The organism is Sulfuriferula nivalis (genome assembly GCF_009937995.1).
GTDB classification, from domain to species: domain Bacteria; phylum Pseudomonadota; class Gammaproteobacteria; order Burkholderiales; family Sulfuriferulaceae; genus Sulfuriferula; species Sulfuriferula nivalis.
In genome coordinates, this window is sequence record NZ_AP021881.1 from 2,043,114 (window position 1) to 2,058,437 (window position 15,324).

General features: G+C 47.4%; 18 protein-coding genes. 12 read left to right on the forward strand and 6 right to left on the reverse strand.

Translation table 11 applies throughout. The features are described 5' to 3' along the window. Window positions 1-10 precede the first annotated feature (10 nt). Window positions 11-175 (forward strand): hypothetical protein, encoded by a 165-nt coding sequence (locus tag SFSGTM_RS10105; protein ID WP_162085053.1) that lies wholly within the window; start codon window positions 11-13, stop codon window positions 173-175. A 117-nt stretch (window positions 176-292) separates the two neighbouring features. Here SFSGTM_RS10105 and pgeF read toward each other — a convergent pair whose 3' ends face one another. Then, a complete protein-coding gene (gene pgeF / locus SFSGTM_RS10110) occupies window positions 293-1,030 on the reverse strand; it encodes a peptidoglycan editing factor PgeF (RefSeq protein WP_162085054.1) in 738 nt (245 codons plus the stop codon). Then, entirely contained in the window at window positions 1,027-1,998 is a 972-nt protein-coding gene (gene rluD / locus SFSGTM_RS10115) for a 23S rRNA pseudouridine(1911/1915/1917) synthase RluD (RefSeq protein WP_162085055.1), read from the reverse strand. Before rluD ends, pgeF begins: the two co-directional genes overlap by 4 nt. Here rluD and SFSGTM_RS10120 point away from each other — a divergent pair. Genes SFSGTM_RS10120 through panC form a run of 6 tightly spaced genes read left to right on the forward strand, consistent with a single transcriptional unit; the run spans window position 1,997 to window position 6,931 of the window. Then, window positions 1,997-2,788, forward strand: coding sequence for an outer membrane protein assembly factor BamD (locus SFSGTM_RS10120; RefSeq protein ID WP_162085056.1), 792 nt, complete (start codon window positions 1,997-1,999; stop codon window positions 2,786-2,788). The genes rluD and SFSGTM_RS10120 overlap by 2 nt on opposite strands. A gap of 3 nt (window positions 2,789-2,791) precedes the next feature. Beyond that, window positions 2,792-3,460 (forward strand): histidinol-phosphatase, encoded by a 669-nt coding sequence (locus SFSGTM_RS10125; protein WP_162085057.1) that lies wholly within the window; start codon window positions 2,792-2,794, stop codon window positions 3,458-3,460. 6 nt (window positions 3,461-3,466) lie between these two features. Then, window positions 3,467-4,807, forward strand: a complete 1,341-nt coding sequence (pcnB, locus tag SFSGTM_RS10130) for a polynucleotide adenylyltransferase PcnB (protein WP_162085058.1) — start codon at window positions 3,467-3,469, stop codon at window positions 4,805-4,807. Beyond that, a complete protein-coding gene (folK, locus tag SFSGTM_RS10135) occupies window positions 4,800-5,315 on the forward strand; it encodes a 2-amino-4-hydroxy-6-hydroxymethyldihydropteridine diphosphokinase (RefSeq protein ID WP_162085059.1) in 516 nt (171 codons plus the stop codon). The genes pcnB and folK overlap by 8 nt, the downstream gene beginning before the upstream one ends. A 6-nt stretch (window positions 5,316-5,321) precedes the next feature. After that, a complete protein-coding gene (gene panB, locus SFSGTM_RS10140) occupies window positions 5,322-6,107 on the forward strand; it encodes a 3-methyl-2-oxobutanoate hydroxymethyltransferase (protein WP_162085060.1) in 786 nt (261 codons plus the stop codon). Next, window positions 6,104-6,931: a pantoate--beta-alanine ligase gene (panC, locus tag SFSGTM_RS10145; RefSeq protein WP_162085061.1), complete on the forward strand. Its 828-nt coding sequence runs from the start codon at window positions 6,104-6,106 to the stop codon at window positions 6,929-6,931. The genes panB and panC overlap by 4 nt, the downstream gene beginning before the upstream one ends. On the opposite strand, the gene SFSGTM_RS10150 is transcribed toward panC, so the two are convergent. The 3 genes from SFSGTM_RS10150 to prfB all read right to left on the reverse strand — a co-directional run bounded on the left by SFSGTM_RS10150 (window position 6,928) and on the right by prfB (window position 10,829). Next, window positions 6,928-7,962 (reverse strand): lipid A deacylase LpxR family protein, encoded by a 1,035-nt coding sequence (locus tag SFSGTM_RS10150; protein ID WP_198420542.1) that lies wholly within the window; start codon window positions 7,960-7,962, stop codon window positions 6,928-6,930. The genes panC and SFSGTM_RS10150 overlap by 4 nt on opposite strands. 266 nt (window positions 7,963-8,228) lie before the next feature. Then, window positions 8,229-9,722 (reverse strand): lysine--tRNA ligase, encoded by a 1,494-nt coding sequence (gene lysS, locus SFSGTM_RS10155; RefSeq protein ID WP_162085063.1) that lies wholly within the window; start codon window positions 9,720-9,722, stop codon window positions 8,229-8,231. 2 nt (window positions 9,723-9,724) lie between these two features. Beyond that, window positions 9,725-10,829, reverse strand: a protein-coding gene (gene prfB, locus SFSGTM_RS10160) for a peptide chain release factor 2 (protein ID WP_162085064.1) whose coding sequence is annotated in 2 segments (ribosomal slippage) — window positions 9,725-10,747 and window positions 10,749-10,829 — 1,104 coding nt in all. Because the reading frame shifts where the segments join, the coding sequence is not laid out codon by codon here. Between the two features lie 91 nt (window positions 10,830-10,920). On the opposite strand from prfB, the gene SFSGTM_RS10165 reads away from it, so the two are divergent. After that, window positions 10,921-11,190: a hypothetical protein gene (locus tag SFSGTM_RS10165; protein ID WP_162085065.1), complete on the forward strand. Its 270-nt coding sequence runs from the start codon at window positions 10,921-10,923 to the stop codon at window positions 11,188-11,190. A gap of 92 nt (window positions 11,191-11,282) precedes the next feature. Here the strand turns inward: SFSGTM_RS10165 and ppk1 are convergent, their stop codons facing one another. Next, on the reverse strand, window positions 11,283-13,343 hold the full coding sequence (ppk1, locus tag SFSGTM_RS10170) for a polyphosphate kinase 1 (protein WP_162085066.1): 2,061 nt from the start codon (window positions 13,341-13,343) through the stop codon (window positions 11,283-11,285). 56 nt (window positions 13,344-13,399) lie between these two features. Here ppk1 and SFSGTM_RS10175 point away from each other — a divergent pair, with 56 nt between their 5' ends. The 4 genes from SFSGTM_RS10175 to SFSGTM_RS10190 are packed head-to-tail and all read left to right on the forward strand — an operon-like array spanning window position 13,400 to window position 15,324. Then, entirely contained in the window at window positions 13,400-14,020 is a 621-nt protein-coding gene (locus SFSGTM_RS10175; protein WP_162085067.1) for a CYTH domain-containing protein, read from the forward strand. 44 nt (window positions 14,021-14,064) lie between these two features. Beyond that, complete coding sequence (locus SFSGTM_RS10180; protein ID WP_162085068.1) at window positions 14,065-14,517, forward strand: SixA phosphatase family protein; 453 nt, start codon at window positions 14,065-14,067, stop codon at window positions 14,515-14,517. 26 nt (window positions 14,518-14,543) lie between these two features. Then, on the forward strand, window positions 14,544-14,987 hold the full coding sequence (nudB, locus tag SFSGTM_RS10185) for a dihydroneopterin triphosphate diphosphatase (protein WP_162085069.1): 444 nt from the start codon (window positions 14,544-14,546) through the stop codon (window positions 14,985-14,987). Then, a complete protein-coding gene (locus SFSGTM_RS10190) occupies window positions 14,980-15,324 on the forward strand; it encodes a SpoIIAA family protein (protein ID WP_162085070.1) in 345 nt (114 codons plus the stop codon). Before nudB ends, SFSGTM_RS10190 begins: the two co-directional genes overlap by 8 nt.

Here is a 15,324-nt window from a genome sequence, read left to right on the forward strand (position 1 = left end):
TATCTGGATTATGATGATCGTTACTGCCAGCAGCTGGATTCAAGCTGCGGTGGTGCTGATTTTCGGTGGCGCGTTAATGGCTGTCGTTTACTATTTACTGGACACACCTGGACGCAAACTACGGCGCATGGCTCGTGAAGCAGAAGAAGATGCTACCAGTAACGATCAAGCTTAGCCCTACTTCTATCTGTACGACAACAAACTTGCAGCGCTGAACCTTCAACCAAACCCGCTCTAACCAACTACCTAACTAACATAATGAGATTATACGGGATAAGCGCACATCTTACCGTTATGCTGCGCGCGCATCCGAAATCCAGATCAGACTGGCCATACGCCCAGTCACCCCATCACGCCGGTATGAATAAAAGCGTTCTGCATCACCATAGGTGCAAAATTCGCCACCATAAATTTGAGTAATTCCCATTTGTTTTAAACGTAATCGCGCTAATGCATAAATATCCGCCAGCCACTTATTAGACCCAGCTCCCTGAAAAGCACTGGCGGCTGATGGCATATCTGCGACAAACGCTGTTCTAACTTCACTGCCGACCTCGAATGCATTTGGACCTATTGCCGGACCCATCCAGGCCATAATTTGCTCAGCTGGATGCGCCATTGCCGCGACAGTTTCTTCCAGCACACCCGCCAACAAGCCACGCCAACCTGCATGAGCCGCTCCCACTACCGATCCATCTTGCGCGCAAAACAACACAGGCAAACAGTCTGCGGTCAACACGGCACAAACAACATCAGTATGATTTGCAACAGAAGCATCCGCTGCGACACGCTCATGCAAATTATCTGCGTAAGCCACTGTTGTACCATGCACTTGCTGCAACCAGCATGGTTCACTCGGCAAATCATCCCGTAACAAAGCACGATTTTCCGCCACATCAACCATGCTATCGCCCACATGGTCACCTAAATTTAGCCCCTGATAAACGCCAACACTCACCCCTTCGGCACGCAACGTTGATAAAGCCTGAACCTGACCAGGCGCAGGCCAATCCGGGTAAATATATTTCATAACAACTCGGCACTTTCTAAACAAATCAACAAATCAGCAAAATCCGCAGGCGGATCTACTTGCCATACCATATCCTCACCCGTAACAGGATGTACCAAACCCAGTTGTGTAGCATGCAATGCCTGTCGCGGAAAATCCCGGACACATGACAACGCACTATTCTGCCCACGATGATAAGTAGCGTCACCCACTAATGGGTAGCCTATCGATGTCATGTGCACACGTATTTGATGCGTACGTCCAGTTTCTAGCGCACATCGAAGTAAGCTATGTCTGGCAAAACGACGTAACACCGTATATCGAGTTACTGCCTCACGACCATTGCTCACCACCGCCATTTTGATACGCTGCGTAGGATGCCGCCCTATTGGCGCATCAACCACACCATCATGCTCTACCACCCCATGCGTTACCGCCAAATATTCACGTTTCACACTGCGCGACTGTAACTGCCTCACCAAATGTGTTTGCGCGGTCAAAGTTTTGGCAACGACCATCAAACCACTGGTATCTTTATCCAGCCGGTGCACGATACCCGCCCGTGGCACATGGGTAATTGCAGGGAAATAGAATAACAATGCATTTAGCAATGTGCCTTGCCAATTGCCACTCCCAGGATGCACCACTAAACCCACTGGTTTATTGAGTACCAAAATACTATCATCTTCATAAATGATATCTAATGGAATATCTTCCGCCACTGCGGGTAATTCCGCTGGATGCGGTTCTGGTTGAACCGTAACTTTCTCGCCACCCCAGACTTTATCCTTCACGCCCAATACCCGCCCATTGACCTGAACCAATGATTGTTTAATCCAATCCTGGATACGGCTACGCGAGTAATCTGGCATCAGCGATGCAAGTGCACTATCCAAACGAACACCACCACTCGAAAAAGGAATTTCCAATTCGATAGCAGCATCCATGTTTAATGTATAATCTGTTAACTGTTTTTCGGAAGATGTCATGAAACGAATTTTACTTGTTTTACTGCTCGTTGGGTTAGCTGGTTGCAGCAGCACCCCCACAACCAACGATGAAACCAAAAATTGGTCTGCTCAAAAAATCTACGCTGAAGCCAAAGATATGTTGAATTCAGGTAGTTATGAGAAAGCGATCAAGCTATTTGAGACTCTGGAAGCGCGCTATCCTTATGGCCGTTATTCACAACAGGCGCAGCTTGAAGTCGCTTATGCATATTACAAAGACAATGAACCGGTGTCTGCCGTTGCCGCTTGTGACCGTTTTATCAAGCTCCACCCCAATCATCCCAATGTTGATTATGCCTACTATTTAAAAGGGCTATCCAACTTTACTGAAGATCAGAGCTTTTTCGCACGCATTGCTGATCAGGACATGACAGAGCGCGATCCACGTTCTGCAAGTAATTCCTATGCATCATTTCAAGAACTATCGACCCGCTTTCCAGACAGCAAATACACACCTGATGCTATTGCACGGATGAAATATTTGATTGATGCGCTGGCTATGCATGAGGTGCACGTTGCGCAATATTATTACAAACGTGGCGCATACGTCGCTGCGGCAAACCGCGCTCAATATGCACTTAAAACCTATCCACAAGCACCTGCTAACGAACTGGGCATAGCCATCATGGTTCGTTCATATGATGCTTTAGGCACAAATGATTTACGTGACGATGCGCTGCGGGTTCTGAAGCTCAATTTCCCCAAAAGCAAATATATCGCTGGCAATTTTGACAAAACCAAACCCTGGTGGCGTTTCTGGGAATTATAATTAATGAGTAAGCTGGTTCTATTTGACCTAGACAATACCTTGCTGGCAGGTGATTCAGATTACGAATGGGGGCAATTTCTCATCGCTCGTGGCATCGTTGACCGTGATCTGTATGAAACCAAAAACGAACAGTTTTATCAGCAATATAAAGCTGGCACGCTGGACATCCATGAGTTTCTGGATTTCCAGCTTCGCCCACTCGCACTCCATAGTCGCGCTCAACTAAATGCATGGCATGCTGATTTTATGCACGACAAAATCAAGCCCATGATGACCACAGCGGCACGCAATCTGGTTACGCAAGCGCTTGCCGATGCGGATATGGTTGCCATCATCACCGCAACCAATAGTTTTGTCACCGCGCCTATAGCGCAGGCATTTGGCATACCACACTTAATCGCAACAGAACCTGAACAAATCAATGGTGAGTTTACGGGCAAGGTTGCTGGAATACCCAGTTTCCGTGAAGGCAAAATCACGCGTCTAAATGACTGGTTGGCCGCGCATAACAAACAGCTTAAAGATTTTAATGAAAGCTGGTTTTATAGCGACTCGCTCAATGACCTGCCTTTGTTGGAATTAGTCAGCCATCCCGTAGCAGTCGATGCCGACCCAACGCTTGCAGCATATGCAAACAAATTAGGCTGGCCTAGCATCAGCTTACGCAATTAAATCCACATGATTAAAAAATTCATCAATCGGGTATTAGGTAAAAAGTCCAAAACACGCTTATTACGCATCCCTGTCAACCAGCACAAACTGACCCGTGAACAAATTTTGCCATGTGCACTTAAAGTAACTGACACACTGCAACAGGCTGGCTACAGCGCATTTGTCGTTGGTGGCGCGGTGCGCGATTTACTCATAGGAAAAACCCCTAAAGACTTTGACGTTGCCACCAATGCCACCCCAGAACAAGTACGTGACCTGTTCCGTCGTTCACGTATCATCGGTCGACGCTTCCGCTTGGTTCACGTCATGTGCGGCAACGACACCATAGAAGTTTCCACTTTCCGTGCCAGCGCAGCAACGGAAGAAGACGACACCAAGCAAATCACCGACGACACAGGTCGTATCGTCAGAGACAACGTCTTTGGTGATCAGGAAAGTGATGCAGAGCGCCGTGATTTCACTGTGAATGCGCTCTATTACGACCCAAGCACTGAGGAAATACTGGACTACCGTGGCGGCGTGGCTGACATTAACAACAAAATACTGCGCATCATCGGTGATCCCGCTACCCGTTACCGTGAAGACCCAGTACGTATGATGCGTGCTGCCCGCTTTGCCGCTAAACTGGACTTTCATATTGACGAAACGACGCGCGCACCCATAGCCGAACTCGCCGAACTACTCGGCAATGTACCGCCGTCACGCATGTTTGATGAAATGCTCAAGCTTTTACTTTCAGGTCATGCCCTGCGTGCCGTACACCAATTACGTGCCGAAGGCTTGCATCACGGCATTTTACCCATGCTGGACACCATACTCGAACAAGAGCACGGCAAACGCTTTATTAATGCCGCATTGCATAACACTGACCTGCGTTTACAAGCCGGCAAATCAGTGTCACCTGCTTTCCTGTTTGCCAGTTTGCTGTGGCATGAGTTACAAATCAATTACCAAAAACGACTCAGTCGTGGCGAGCTTGCCATACCCGCTTTTAATGAAGCCATGGAAGACACGCTGAATCAGCAACGTAATCGTCTTGCAGTACCACGCCGTTTAGATGGCATGATGAAAGAAGTCTGGAGCTTGCAAGCCCGTTTCGAACAGCGTTCGGGTAGTCGTCCCTACCGTTTGCTCACCCATCCGCGCTTCCGTGCAGGTTATGACTTTTTGTTGCTACGCGCTGAAAGTGGAGAAATCGCCACTGAACTTGCTGAGTGGTGGACCACATTCCACGTGACGGATGAGGAAACACGTGCCAGCATGCTGCTCACAGAACCAGTCAGCACAAACAAGCCAAAACGTCGCCGCCGCACCAAAAAACCTGCCATTGCCGTCACTCATGAATAAAAATCCCGCCCATGCGTATATCGCACTGGGAAGTAACTTAGCTAACCCTGCGCAACAGGTTTTGCGTGCATTTAACGCATTGGACAAACTATCCAATAGCCAGTTATTAGCGCGCTCATCGCTTTACTTGACTGCTCCTGTAGGCTATGCAGACCAACCCGACTTCATCAATGCTGTCGCACACATCACTACCGAATTAACACCTGCACAGCTACTTAACGCAGTACTTGAGGTAGAGCATCAATTCGGACGCGAACGTACATTTCAAAATGCACCACGTATTCTGGATTTGGATGTTTTGCTTTATGATGATACACAGCAGCATGAAGCTGGTTTGACATTACCGCACCCACGCATGCACGAACGTGCATTCGTTCTGGTTCCACTGGCAGAAATTGCGCCTGATTTATTGATACCCGGACGCGGTCATCTCAGCACCTGGTTACAAGCTGTGCAAAATCAAGATTTACACAAGGTTGCTGATAATTGGCAACCTAGCGAACGATAGGCCGTTATGACGAATCTCATTACACTACAACAACGTGCGCAACAAGGTGAAAAGCTCGCAGTACTCACCTGCTATGACGCCAGCTTTGCCAGCCTCATGGCTAATGCTGGTGTGGATGCTATTTTAGTGGGTGACTCACTGGGCATGGTCATACAAGGGCAGCGCTCTACCCTGCCTGTCACGCTCACGGATATGGTTTACCATACGCGAGCAGTTGCAGCTGGTGCACCCGACACTTTTATCATTACCGATTTACCATTTGGAAGTTACCAGGCCAGTCCAGAACAAGCGCTTATTTCTGCCAGTGCGCTCATGTCAGCAGGTGCGCATTGTGTGAAGCTGGAAGGCGGCGCTGTCATGGCCAGCACGGTCGCATTCCTAACACAGCGTGGCATACCTGTGTGTGGGCATTTAGGTTTATTACCCCAATCAGTCAATACTCTGGGTGGCTACAAGGTTCAGGGGAAAACCGATGCAGCGGCGCAACAACTCATCGCCGATGCTGAATTACTCGCAGCATCAGGCGCAGCTATGATCGTGCTGGAAGCTATCCCTGCGACACTGGCAGCACAAATCACTAGCAGCATTGCTATTCCAACTATAGGTATAGGTGCAGGTGTGGATTGCAACGGGCAAGTGCTCGTACTATACGACATGCTAGGCTTGGGCAAACCGCCTCGCTTCAGCCATAACTTTTTACAATCTGCTAATAGCCTGCATGAGGCTGTTACTGCTTACGTTGACGCTGTTAAAACTGCCAACTTTCCCACGGAACAACATAGTTTCAAATGAAAATTTTACATACCGTCGCTGAGCTGCATGCTTGGCGTGTGCAACACGATCAAGTTAGCTTTGTCCCCACCATGGGTAATTTACACGAAGGTCATCTCGCGTTAATTAAACTTGCGCAGCAACATGCACCCACCGTTATCGTCAGCATCTTCGTCAACCCACTACAGTTTGGTGCGGGTGAGGACTATACGCGTTACCCACGCACACTGGAAGCAGATGCTGCCAAACTCAGCGCAATCGGTATTGATGCCATCTTCGCACCGAGTGTAGAAGAACTGTATCCTCAGCCACAACGCTATTTCATTACACCACCCGCACTCGCAAATACTCTGTGTGGCGCTTATCGCCCAGGGCACTTTGAAGGCGTTGCAACAGTGGTCATGAAACTGTTTCAATTAGTCCAGCCTACAATAGCCGTATTTGGGAAAAAAGATTACCAGCAGCTCACTATTATCCGCGGCATGGTGGAAGACTTTGCTGTGCCCATCACGATCATTGCAGGCGAGACCATACGCGCTACTGATGGGCTTGCCCTGTCATCACGCAATGGCTTCCTCAGTCCAACTGAGCGTGCACTTGCGCCTGCCTTGTATCAACAACTGACTCGCATTCAGCAGGCCTTGCAAGATGGTGAACGTGATTATGCCCAGCTACAACTCAATGCCAGTAACGCACTTATCAAGCAAGGCTGGCAAGTCGATTACATCGCCATCTGTGACACGCAACTCAACCCTGCCAACTTAGAAACGTCATCATGGATGATATTGGGTGCAGCACGTTTAGAAACGACCAGGCTAATAGACAATGTTATGGCTACGAGTTAATACTCGAGACTAAGCGTAATTGAACCGTAGCCAGGATTTGTTGACTGGGTTATGAATTCCTTACTACTCACGTAATGCGCATACGTAATTTGCCCTCCTTGCCATTGCCACGCCACACCTACAGCGACATTTCCTACCAGATATTTTTTATCAACACTGTGACTCGCGGCGAAAGTATTACCGTCCAAAAATATATCTCTTGCGACCAGTCGCGCATCTGTGGATAAAAACACGAGCAAACCACCAGCAGAAAAACGCCGTTTAGCAATATCTTCCAGCGGTGCGTTGCTGTCTCCCGCAGAATGTATCGGTGAAGTACCAAAATCGTTAGGTAAGCGATTACCTGCGCGTATCTCAAAACCCGTATTCAAATAGGTTGCAACATTACCCAAACTGCCACCATAGTGAGTAATTGCATCAATTTGTGGCCAGGTATTGCTGACCCATATTTTTTTCCTGCGCTCCGCGACAACTTGTATACCCAATTCGTTATGCAATTGATTATCCCAGCCATTAAAACGGGGGATATCACGCAAATCGTGAATGAAATCCTGAGTTTGCTTACCTAATGATGCTGGACCAACCATACCAATATTGACCTGTATCGTATCCATCTGTCTGGCATCACGCTCGTTATAACCCAACCCCAGATAAAGCCAGCCTGCATATGGCCTATCATTAGGGATAACATCAGTGCGTGTTTTATCCAGCGGGGTGTACATAGATTGTCCTAATGTCACAACCATATTACGCGTGGCATAACCAGTGGGGTGTATCCCATTAATCAGTCTATTCAAGCGTCTCACCGATAAGGGCAAACAGGGATCACTCACATAATCTCTCAGGTTCGCAGACACCCAAGACAATTTCACACCGTTGGTATAGCCCTGATCCGAGCCGTTGAATAAGTCATTTTCAAAATGGACATTGTATATTTCGGGATGCCGCGCCAGTGCCGTAATGCCAGGCTTTGCAGGATCACAAGTGCTAGACACATCCTCAACAGCATAGGCTGAATTAGCTGCTAGCATCAAATTGCCAGTGAATATAAAAATAAGTTGTTTGAAAGTGAGAGGCATCAGTTCTTCTTACCATCCTGTCTTGCAAAAATGTAGTAAGAAGTTGACTCTATGTAATGAGTGCAATGCCGTGGTGCAGTTATCCTTGAGAAGGATGATAATGTGTGCACTTAGTCTGATAGTGACACAGTTTAGAATTATTGTGCAGGAAATTGTAAGCTGGATGATATTTAATGCTGGACGCCATAAATCAGCGCCCAACAATTAATACTTTACTTTTATTCCAGACGCATCTGCGGGAACAACACCACGTCGCGTATGCTGGCGCTGTCGGTCAGCAACATCACCAGCCTATCGATACCTATCCCACAGCCACCTGCTGGGGGCATGCCATATTCTAGCGCACGAATGTAGTCTGCATCATAGTGCATCGCCTCTTCATCACCTGCTTCTTTTTGCGCGACCTGTTCCATGAAACGCGCTGCCTGGTCTTCAGCATCGTTCAATTCAGAGAAGCCATTGGCCAATTCACGACCCACCATGAACAACTCAAAACGCTCGGTAATTTCAGGCTGACTATCGGAACGACGCGCCAATGGCGAGACTTCGGCAGGATAATCTATGATGAAAGTCGGCTGTATCAGCAGCGTCTCTGTGGTTTCTTCAAAGAAACTCAGCTGCAAACCACCCAGGCCATCCGTTGCACGGTATTTACCCTTGTGAGATTCAAACCAGCTAATGAGCCAGTCTCTGTCATTCAGTTGCGCATCAGTATATTCAGGATTATATTTTTGTATTGCCTGAGTAATAGTCAAACGATCAAATGGCTTACCCAAATCAACTATCGTACCGTTATAACTCACCTGCTCACTACCCGTCGCAACACGTGCCGCTTCACGTAACAAGGATTCAGTAAAGTCCATCAAATAACGATAATCACGATAGGCTTCATAAAATTCCATCATGGTAAATTCAGGATTATGTCGTGTAGACAAACCTTCATTACGGAAATTACGATTAATTTCAAATACCTTTTCCATACCACCAACCACTAGACGCTTCAAATACAGTTCGGGTGCGATGCGTAAAAACAGCTCCATATCCAGTGCATTGTGATGGGTTTTGAATGGCTTAGCCGCCGCGCCACCAGGTATAGGATGCATCATAGGTGTTTCAACTTCGAGGAAGCCATGTGAAATCATGAACTGACGTATTGCCTGCACGATCTTAGAACGGGTCAGAAACACATTACGCGAATCTACATTCGTCATCAAGTCCACATAACGCTGACGATATTTTTGTTCCTGATCAGTTAAACCATGGAATTTTTCAGGTAAGGGACGTAATGACTTGGTAATCAAACGCACGCTTTTAGCCTGCACTGTCAACTCACCAGTTTTGGTTCTGAACAGCGTGCCTGTCGCCGCAACGATGTCGCCTAAATCCCAATGTTTGAAAGCGCCATGTACATCTTCGCCAACATTATCGTTACTGACATAAATCTGCAACTGCCCGCTCATGTCTTGTAAAGTGGCAAAACTGGCTTTGCCCATCACACGCTTTAACATCATGCGGCCTGCAAATTGCACCTGAACCTGCTCAGCTTCCAAAGCCTCTTTGCTGTGCGCAACATATTGTGTATGAATATCGCCTGCGTAATCCTTGCGCTCAAAATCATTCGGGAAAGCCACCCCTGCCGCACGCAGCGCAGTCAATTTTGCACGACGCTCAGCAATCAGCTGATTTTCATCTTGTTGTACGATCTCGGTCATGCTTAAACCCCTTGTTTCAAACTGGCTATAATAAATTCGTCCAAATCACCATCCAGGACTTTTTGAGTATTCGATATTTCAACGCTGGTGCGCAAATCCTTGATACGCGACTGATCCAGTACATAAGAGCGGATTTGATGCCCCCAGCCCACATCGGACTTACCCGCTTCCAGCTTATCCTGCTCGGCCTGACGCTTGCGCAGCTCGGCTTCGTACATCCGCGACTTCAGCATGGACATGGCTTCGGCACGGTTTTTGTGTTGTGACCTGTCGTTTTGACACTGCACTACAATTCCCGTGGGAATATGCGTAATCCGCACCGCTGAGTCAGTTTTGTTAATATGCTGACCACCCGCACCGCTGGCGCGATAAGTGTCAATACGCAAATCAGCAGGATTAATATCAACTTCGATGGAGTCATCGACTTCAGGATATACAAACACACTGGCAAAAGAAGTATGACGACCACCAGACGAATCAAAGGGTGATTTGCGAACCAGGCGATGCACACCCGTTTCAGTGCGCAAGAAGCCATAAGCATATTCGCCGTCAACTTTAATACTGGCTGATTTCACCCCTGCCACGTCGCCATCGGAAACCTCCAGCACTTCAGGCTTAAAGCCTTTACGCTCGCAATAACGCAAGTACTGACGCAACAACATCGAAGCCCAGTCACACGCCTCAGTACCGCCCGCTCCCGATTGAATATCGATAAAGCAGTTATTGGGATCCATAGGATTAGCAAACATGCGGCGGAATTCCATGCCTTCAACAGTAACTGCCAATGCAGCCACATCAGCTTCGACAGCTTCCAGCGTTTCGTCGTCATTTTCTTCGCGTGCCATGTCGAATAAATCGCGCCCATCACGCAAACCTTGCGTCAGACTTTGCAGCGTTAGAACTACATTTTCCAGCGATTTTTTCTCGCGGCCTAATTCCTGCGCACGCTTGGGGTCATTCCAGATAGCGGGGTCTTCAGCGAGGACATTAACTTCTTCTAAACGGTTAGATTTAGTATCGAAGTCAAAGATACCTCCGAAGTTCAACAGTACGTTGGGCTAAATCGGTCAATGAGGTATCGATAAGGTTAAGGCGTTCAGCATCCATAATGGCAACAAATTCTAATTTGTAAAACCATAGATTATAACATCCAGTTCACAGGTAGAATGCTGACTTCTATTTAGACACACTGAAAACCATGAAAAAAACCGACCTCTACAAAAACCAGGGTCTTAAAATTGCCAGCCAAATGAAACAGGCTGGTACGCCAGCACGCTTCGCTGAACTGTCAGCCACCGTCCCTGACCGCCGCGAACAGCGCAAACTGGATCAAGCTCAAGGTCTGGTGCCATTTGCAGTCAAACTCAATATCGAGCTAGTAACGCAATTAAATGCACTGGCTAAAAGTCGGGAAATGAATATAAATGAATTGACGGCAGAACTCTTGCAAGCGGCATTAACGCAATAGTGTAGTACTCCAAGCATTCCTTGCTTGGTTAACTTCCGTAAAAAAACCCTGGATTACAAATTCCCAGGGCTTTTTCTTATCAGGCGGTGGCGCTATTTAGCCAGACTGCCCAATAACATCAACTGCGCTGAAGAAGGCTGCGCACGTCTTGATCGACGCAGGGTGTAGTTACCCATCTCATCCATTTCCCATGCCTGCATATTATCTTTCAAATATGGTTTCACACCTTCTTGCAACACACGTTTCTTTAAACGCGCATCCAGTATTGGGAAAGCCACCTCGATACGACGGAAGAAATTGCGATCCATCCAGTCTGCACTGGATAAATAAATATCCTCAGCACCATCATTGAAGAAATACGTTATGCGGGTATGTTCCAAGAATCGACCAATCACTGAACGCACTCGTATATTCTCCGACAATCCTACATGCCCAGGTTTCAAAGCACACGCACCACGGACAACCAAATCTATTTCCACGCCCGCCTGTGAGGCTTCATACAATGCCAGTATCACTTTAGGTTCCAGCAGCGCATTCATTTTGGCAAAAATACGAGCGGGCTTGCCAGCGCGAGCGTGTTCAATTTCACGTTGTATCAGCGTTAACATGGTGCTATGCAGGCTGAATGGCGATTGTAATAAATGTTGCAAGTGGGTTGCGCTACCTAAACCTGTAAGTTGTGTAAATACCTCATTAACATCATTGCAGATGCCTTCATGACAGGTAAATAAACCAAAATCCGTGTACAGCCTGGCGGTACGCACATGATAATTACCTGTGCCCAAATGCACATAACGCCGCAATACGCCTTGCTCGCGACGCACGACCAGAGCCATTTTTGCATGCGTTTTATAGCCTACCACCCCATAAACCACATGCGCACCAGCTTGTTCCAATTTCCCTGCCCAATCAATATTCGCTTCTTCGTCAAAGCGTGCCATCAACTCAACCACCACTGTTACTTCCTTACCCGACTGAGCTGCACGCATCAGTGCTTCCATCAATTTCGAGTCTGTACCCGTACGATATACCGTTTGCCGTATCGCAAGCACGCTGGGGTCTGTCGCCGCCTGCGTTATAAAATCTATCACTGGCTGAAAGCTCTGGAAAGGATGATGTAACAGCACATCGCCCTTACGAATAACGGCAAACATATCTTCAGTTTTTGCCAAAGCGGCAGGTGTGCCTGGCGTATAAGGCTGAAACTTCAATTCAGGTCTGTCAACCTGATCAGGAATTTGCATAAGCCGCACCAGGTTCACCAAACCATTTACCTGATATAAGTCTTCATGTTTCAGATTAAACTGTTGTAACAAGAAATTAATCATTTCAGCCGAACAACTATCAGCCACTTCCAAACGCACTGCATCACCAAAATTGCGTTGTGATAACTCCCCCTTCAGCGCATCACGCAGATTTTTAATTTCTTCTTCATCTACGAACAATTCAGAATTGCGCGTGACGCGGAATTGATAGCAGCCCTCTACGCACATACCAACAAACAACTCGTTGACATGAGCATGCAGTATCGACGACAAGAACACGAATCCGTATTCGCACCCTGCTATTGCCTCAGGCATACGTATTACCCTGGGCAATGAACGCGGTGCCTGAACCACAGCAGCACCCGAACTGCGCCCGAATGCATCACGTCCTGATAATTCCACAGCAAAGTTCAAGCTTTTGTTCAGTACACGCGGAAATGGATGAGATGGATCCAGACCGATAGGCGTTAGCACTGGCATCAATTCACGAAAAAAGAATTCACGTACCCAGTCAGCTTGCGCTTCATTCCAATGATTGCGACGTAAGAAGCGGACACCTTGTTCTGCTAGCTGCGGCAAAATATCGCTATTGAGTACTTCATACTGCCTATCCACTAAAGCACGAATTCTTGGTTCTGCGCTCTGTATAGTCTGTTTAGCCGTCATTCCATCTGGAGAAGTCTGATGTGGATCAATTGCTGCACGTTCCTTTAATCCAGCCATACGCACTTCAAAAAATTCATCCATATTGCTGCTGACAATACAAATAAATTTCAGCCGTTCCAACAAGGGCATCGCGCTATCTTGTGCTTGCGCCAAAACCCGCTCATTAAAAGCTAATAAACTTAACTCTCGATTAAGAAAATGATCTGTAGGAAGTGCGCTCATATGATATAAACTGGCAGTAAATAAATTTGATGATATGACAACATTGTGACAACAGCATGACACAGGAAATCGAACTTAAATTAAATATCAACCCTGCGGACACAGCTCGTTTTGTGGCACACCCCTTATTGCAATCCGTAATTGAGCGACAACGATTACGCCTGGTCAGTGTTTATTATGACACGCCTGCACTCACCTTGATGCAACAACGTGCTGCGCTGCGCGTACGCTTGGCTGGAACCCGCTGGATACAGACCATCAAAATCGGTGGTGGTGCCGTTAACGGCTTACACAGTCGCCCAGAATGGGAAGTCGAACTCACAGATCAGCATCCCCAACCCAGCCTGTTCACCGACCCGATTGTCACTCAATTACTCACCACTGAGCTCACGCATCAACTCACTCCCATTTTCCAAACAGTTTTTTGGCGTGATACTTGGTTACTCGACTTTAATGGTGCAAAAATTGAAGTCGCACTAGATCAAGGTAAAGTGCTAAGTCTGGCGCAAGCAACCCCTATCTGCGAAGTTGAGCTTGAACTCAAACACGGTGACGCACAGCAACTGACTGAACTCGCACAAGCTCTCGGCCAAGTTATCACCCTCACCCCAGATTCGGTTAGTAAAGCACAACGGGGTTATGCGCTATATCAGAACCAAATCAGCACCTCGTCTTAATCATGTCACAATTCCCGACTAAGATGACGGATTTGAGCAGAATCATGGACTTGATATTATGGCGTCATGCTGACGCAGTTGACGGTATCCCCGACATTTCCCGCGAACTCACAGCCAAAGGGACGAAACACGCGCACCTCATGGCCGACTGGATTAATGCACGCATCCCTGATGACACACGCATCCTGGTCAGCCCCGCTATTCGTGCACTGCAAACGGCAGATGCACTCAAACGCCCTTACATTATCAACAAATCCATTGCGCCAGAAGCTGATGTCATGTCGCTATTACTGGCTGCTGGTTGGCCGGATGCAGGTGGCACGGTAATGCTGGTTGGACACCAGCCAGCTTTTGGCCGAGCCGCCATGCTATTACTCTCAGGAATAGAAACCGACATGTCGATTAAAAAATCTGGCCTGCTCTGGATCAGCAACCGCGTTCGGGGCACGACACAACAAAACGTATTGCGTGCTGTTATCTCGCCTGATATGGTGTAAGGCATTTCACCTTACTGAGCTTCACCATGCCCTACAAAACTCCCATTTCTGTATTAGTTGTCATTCACACCCCAGATTTACAAGTATTATTGCTGGAACGCGCAGATAATACAGGTTGGTGGCAGTCGGTGACGGGCAGTCAGGAAGCAAACGAAACACCAGTACAAACCGCCATCCGTGAAGTTGCGGAAGAGACAGGGTTGGACACAGCCCTATATCAGCTGAACGATCTGAACTACGTCAATGAATATGAAATCTACCCACGCTTCCGTCACCGTTACGCACCCGGTATCACACAAAATACGGAACATGTATTCAGCCTGACTGTGCCTGCACCAGTAACCGTAACCCTAGCCGAACGGGAGCATCTGCGTTATATTTGGTTACCCGCTAGCTTGGCGGCACAAAGATGTTTTTCCCCAAGCAATCAGGCGGCAATTCTTCAACTATTAGGAAACTCAGATGATTAATATAACAGTCGATAAAAATATTCTGCATGCTACCGTTCTGGGCGAATTCACCATCGCTGATTTCAAAGAATTTGAAAACAACATACTGTATGACGTCAAGTTTCAGGGGAAAGTTAATTTAGTTATTGATTTACGCGACATGCTTGATTTCACCATAGATGTCGTTTGGGAAGAAATACGCTTCAGCCGTGAGCATGCACATGAATTTAACAAAGTCGCTATCATCACCACTGAAGCCTGGCTCACATGGAGCGCATGGATAAACCGTTTCTTTGTAGATGCAGAGATACAAGTATTTGAAACTATTGAATTCGCTGACGCATGGGTTGCAAGCTAA

Excerpts from the sequence above, each read along its gene's own strand:
- SFSGTM_RS10105 (WP_162085053.1), top strand. The coding sequence starts at position 11 with ATGATGATCGTTACTGCCAGCAGCTGGATTCAAGCTGCGGTGGTGCTG.
- pgeF (WP_162085054.1), bottom strand. The coding sequence starts at position 1,030 with ATGAAATATATTTACCCGGATTGGCCTGCGCCTGGTCAGGTTCAGGCT.
- SFSGTM_RS10120 (WP_162085056.1), top strand. The coding sequence starts at position 1,997 with ATGAAACGAATTTTACTTGTTTTACTGCTCGTTGGGTTAGCTGGTTGC.
- rluD (WP_162085055.1), bottom strand. The coding sequence starts at position 1,998 with ATGACATCTTCCGAAAAACAGTTAACAGATTATACATTAAACATGGAT.
- SFSGTM_RS10125 (WP_162085057.1), top strand. The coding sequence starts at position 2,792 with ATGAGTAAGCTGGTTCTATTTGACCTAGACAATACCTTGCTGGCAGGT.
- pcnB (WP_162085058.1), top strand. The coding sequence starts at position 3,467 with ATGATTAAAAAATTCATCAATCGGGTATTAGGTAAAAAGTCCAAAACA.
- folK (WP_162085059.1), top strand. The coding sequence starts at position 4,800 with ATGAATAAAAATCCCGCCCATGCGTATATCGCACTGGGAAGTAACTTA.
- panB (WP_162085060.1), top strand. The coding sequence starts at position 5,322 with ATGACGAATCTCATTACACTACAACAACGTGCGCAACAAGGTGAAAAG.
- panC (WP_162085061.1), top strand. The coding sequence starts at position 6,104 with ATGAAAATTTTACATACCGTCGCTGAGCTGCATGCTTGGCGTGTGCAA.
- SFSGTM_RS10150 (WP_198420542.1), bottom strand. The coding sequence starts at position 7,962 with ATGCTAGCAGCTAATTCAGCCTATGCTGTTGAGGATGTGTCTAGCACT.
- lysS (WP_162085063.1), bottom strand. The coding sequence starts at position 9,722 with ATGACCGAGATCGTACAACAAGATGAAAATCAGCTGATTGCTGAGCGT.
- SFSGTM_RS10165 (WP_162085065.1), top strand. The coding sequence starts at position 10,921 with ATGAAAAAAACCGACCTCTACAAAAACCAGGGTCTTAAAATTGCCAGC.
- ppk1 (WP_162085066.1), bottom strand. The coding sequence starts at position 13,343 with ATGAGCGCACTTCCTACAGATCATTTTCTTAATCGAGAGTTAAGTTTA.
- SFSGTM_RS10175 (WP_162085067.1), top strand. The coding sequence starts at position 13,400 with ATGACACAGGAAATCGAACTTAAATTAAATATCAACCCTGCGGACACA.
- SFSGTM_RS10180 (WP_162085068.1), top strand. The coding sequence starts at position 14,065 with ATGGACTTGATATTATGGCGTCATGCTGACGCAGTTGACGGTATCCCC.
- nudB (WP_162085069.1), top strand. The coding sequence starts at position 14,544 with ATGCCCTACAAAACTCCCATTTCTGTATTAGTTGTCATTCACACCCCA.
- SFSGTM_RS10190 (WP_162085070.1), top strand. The coding sequence starts at position 14,980 with ATGATTAATATAACAGTCGATAAAAATATTCTGCATGCTACCGTTCTG.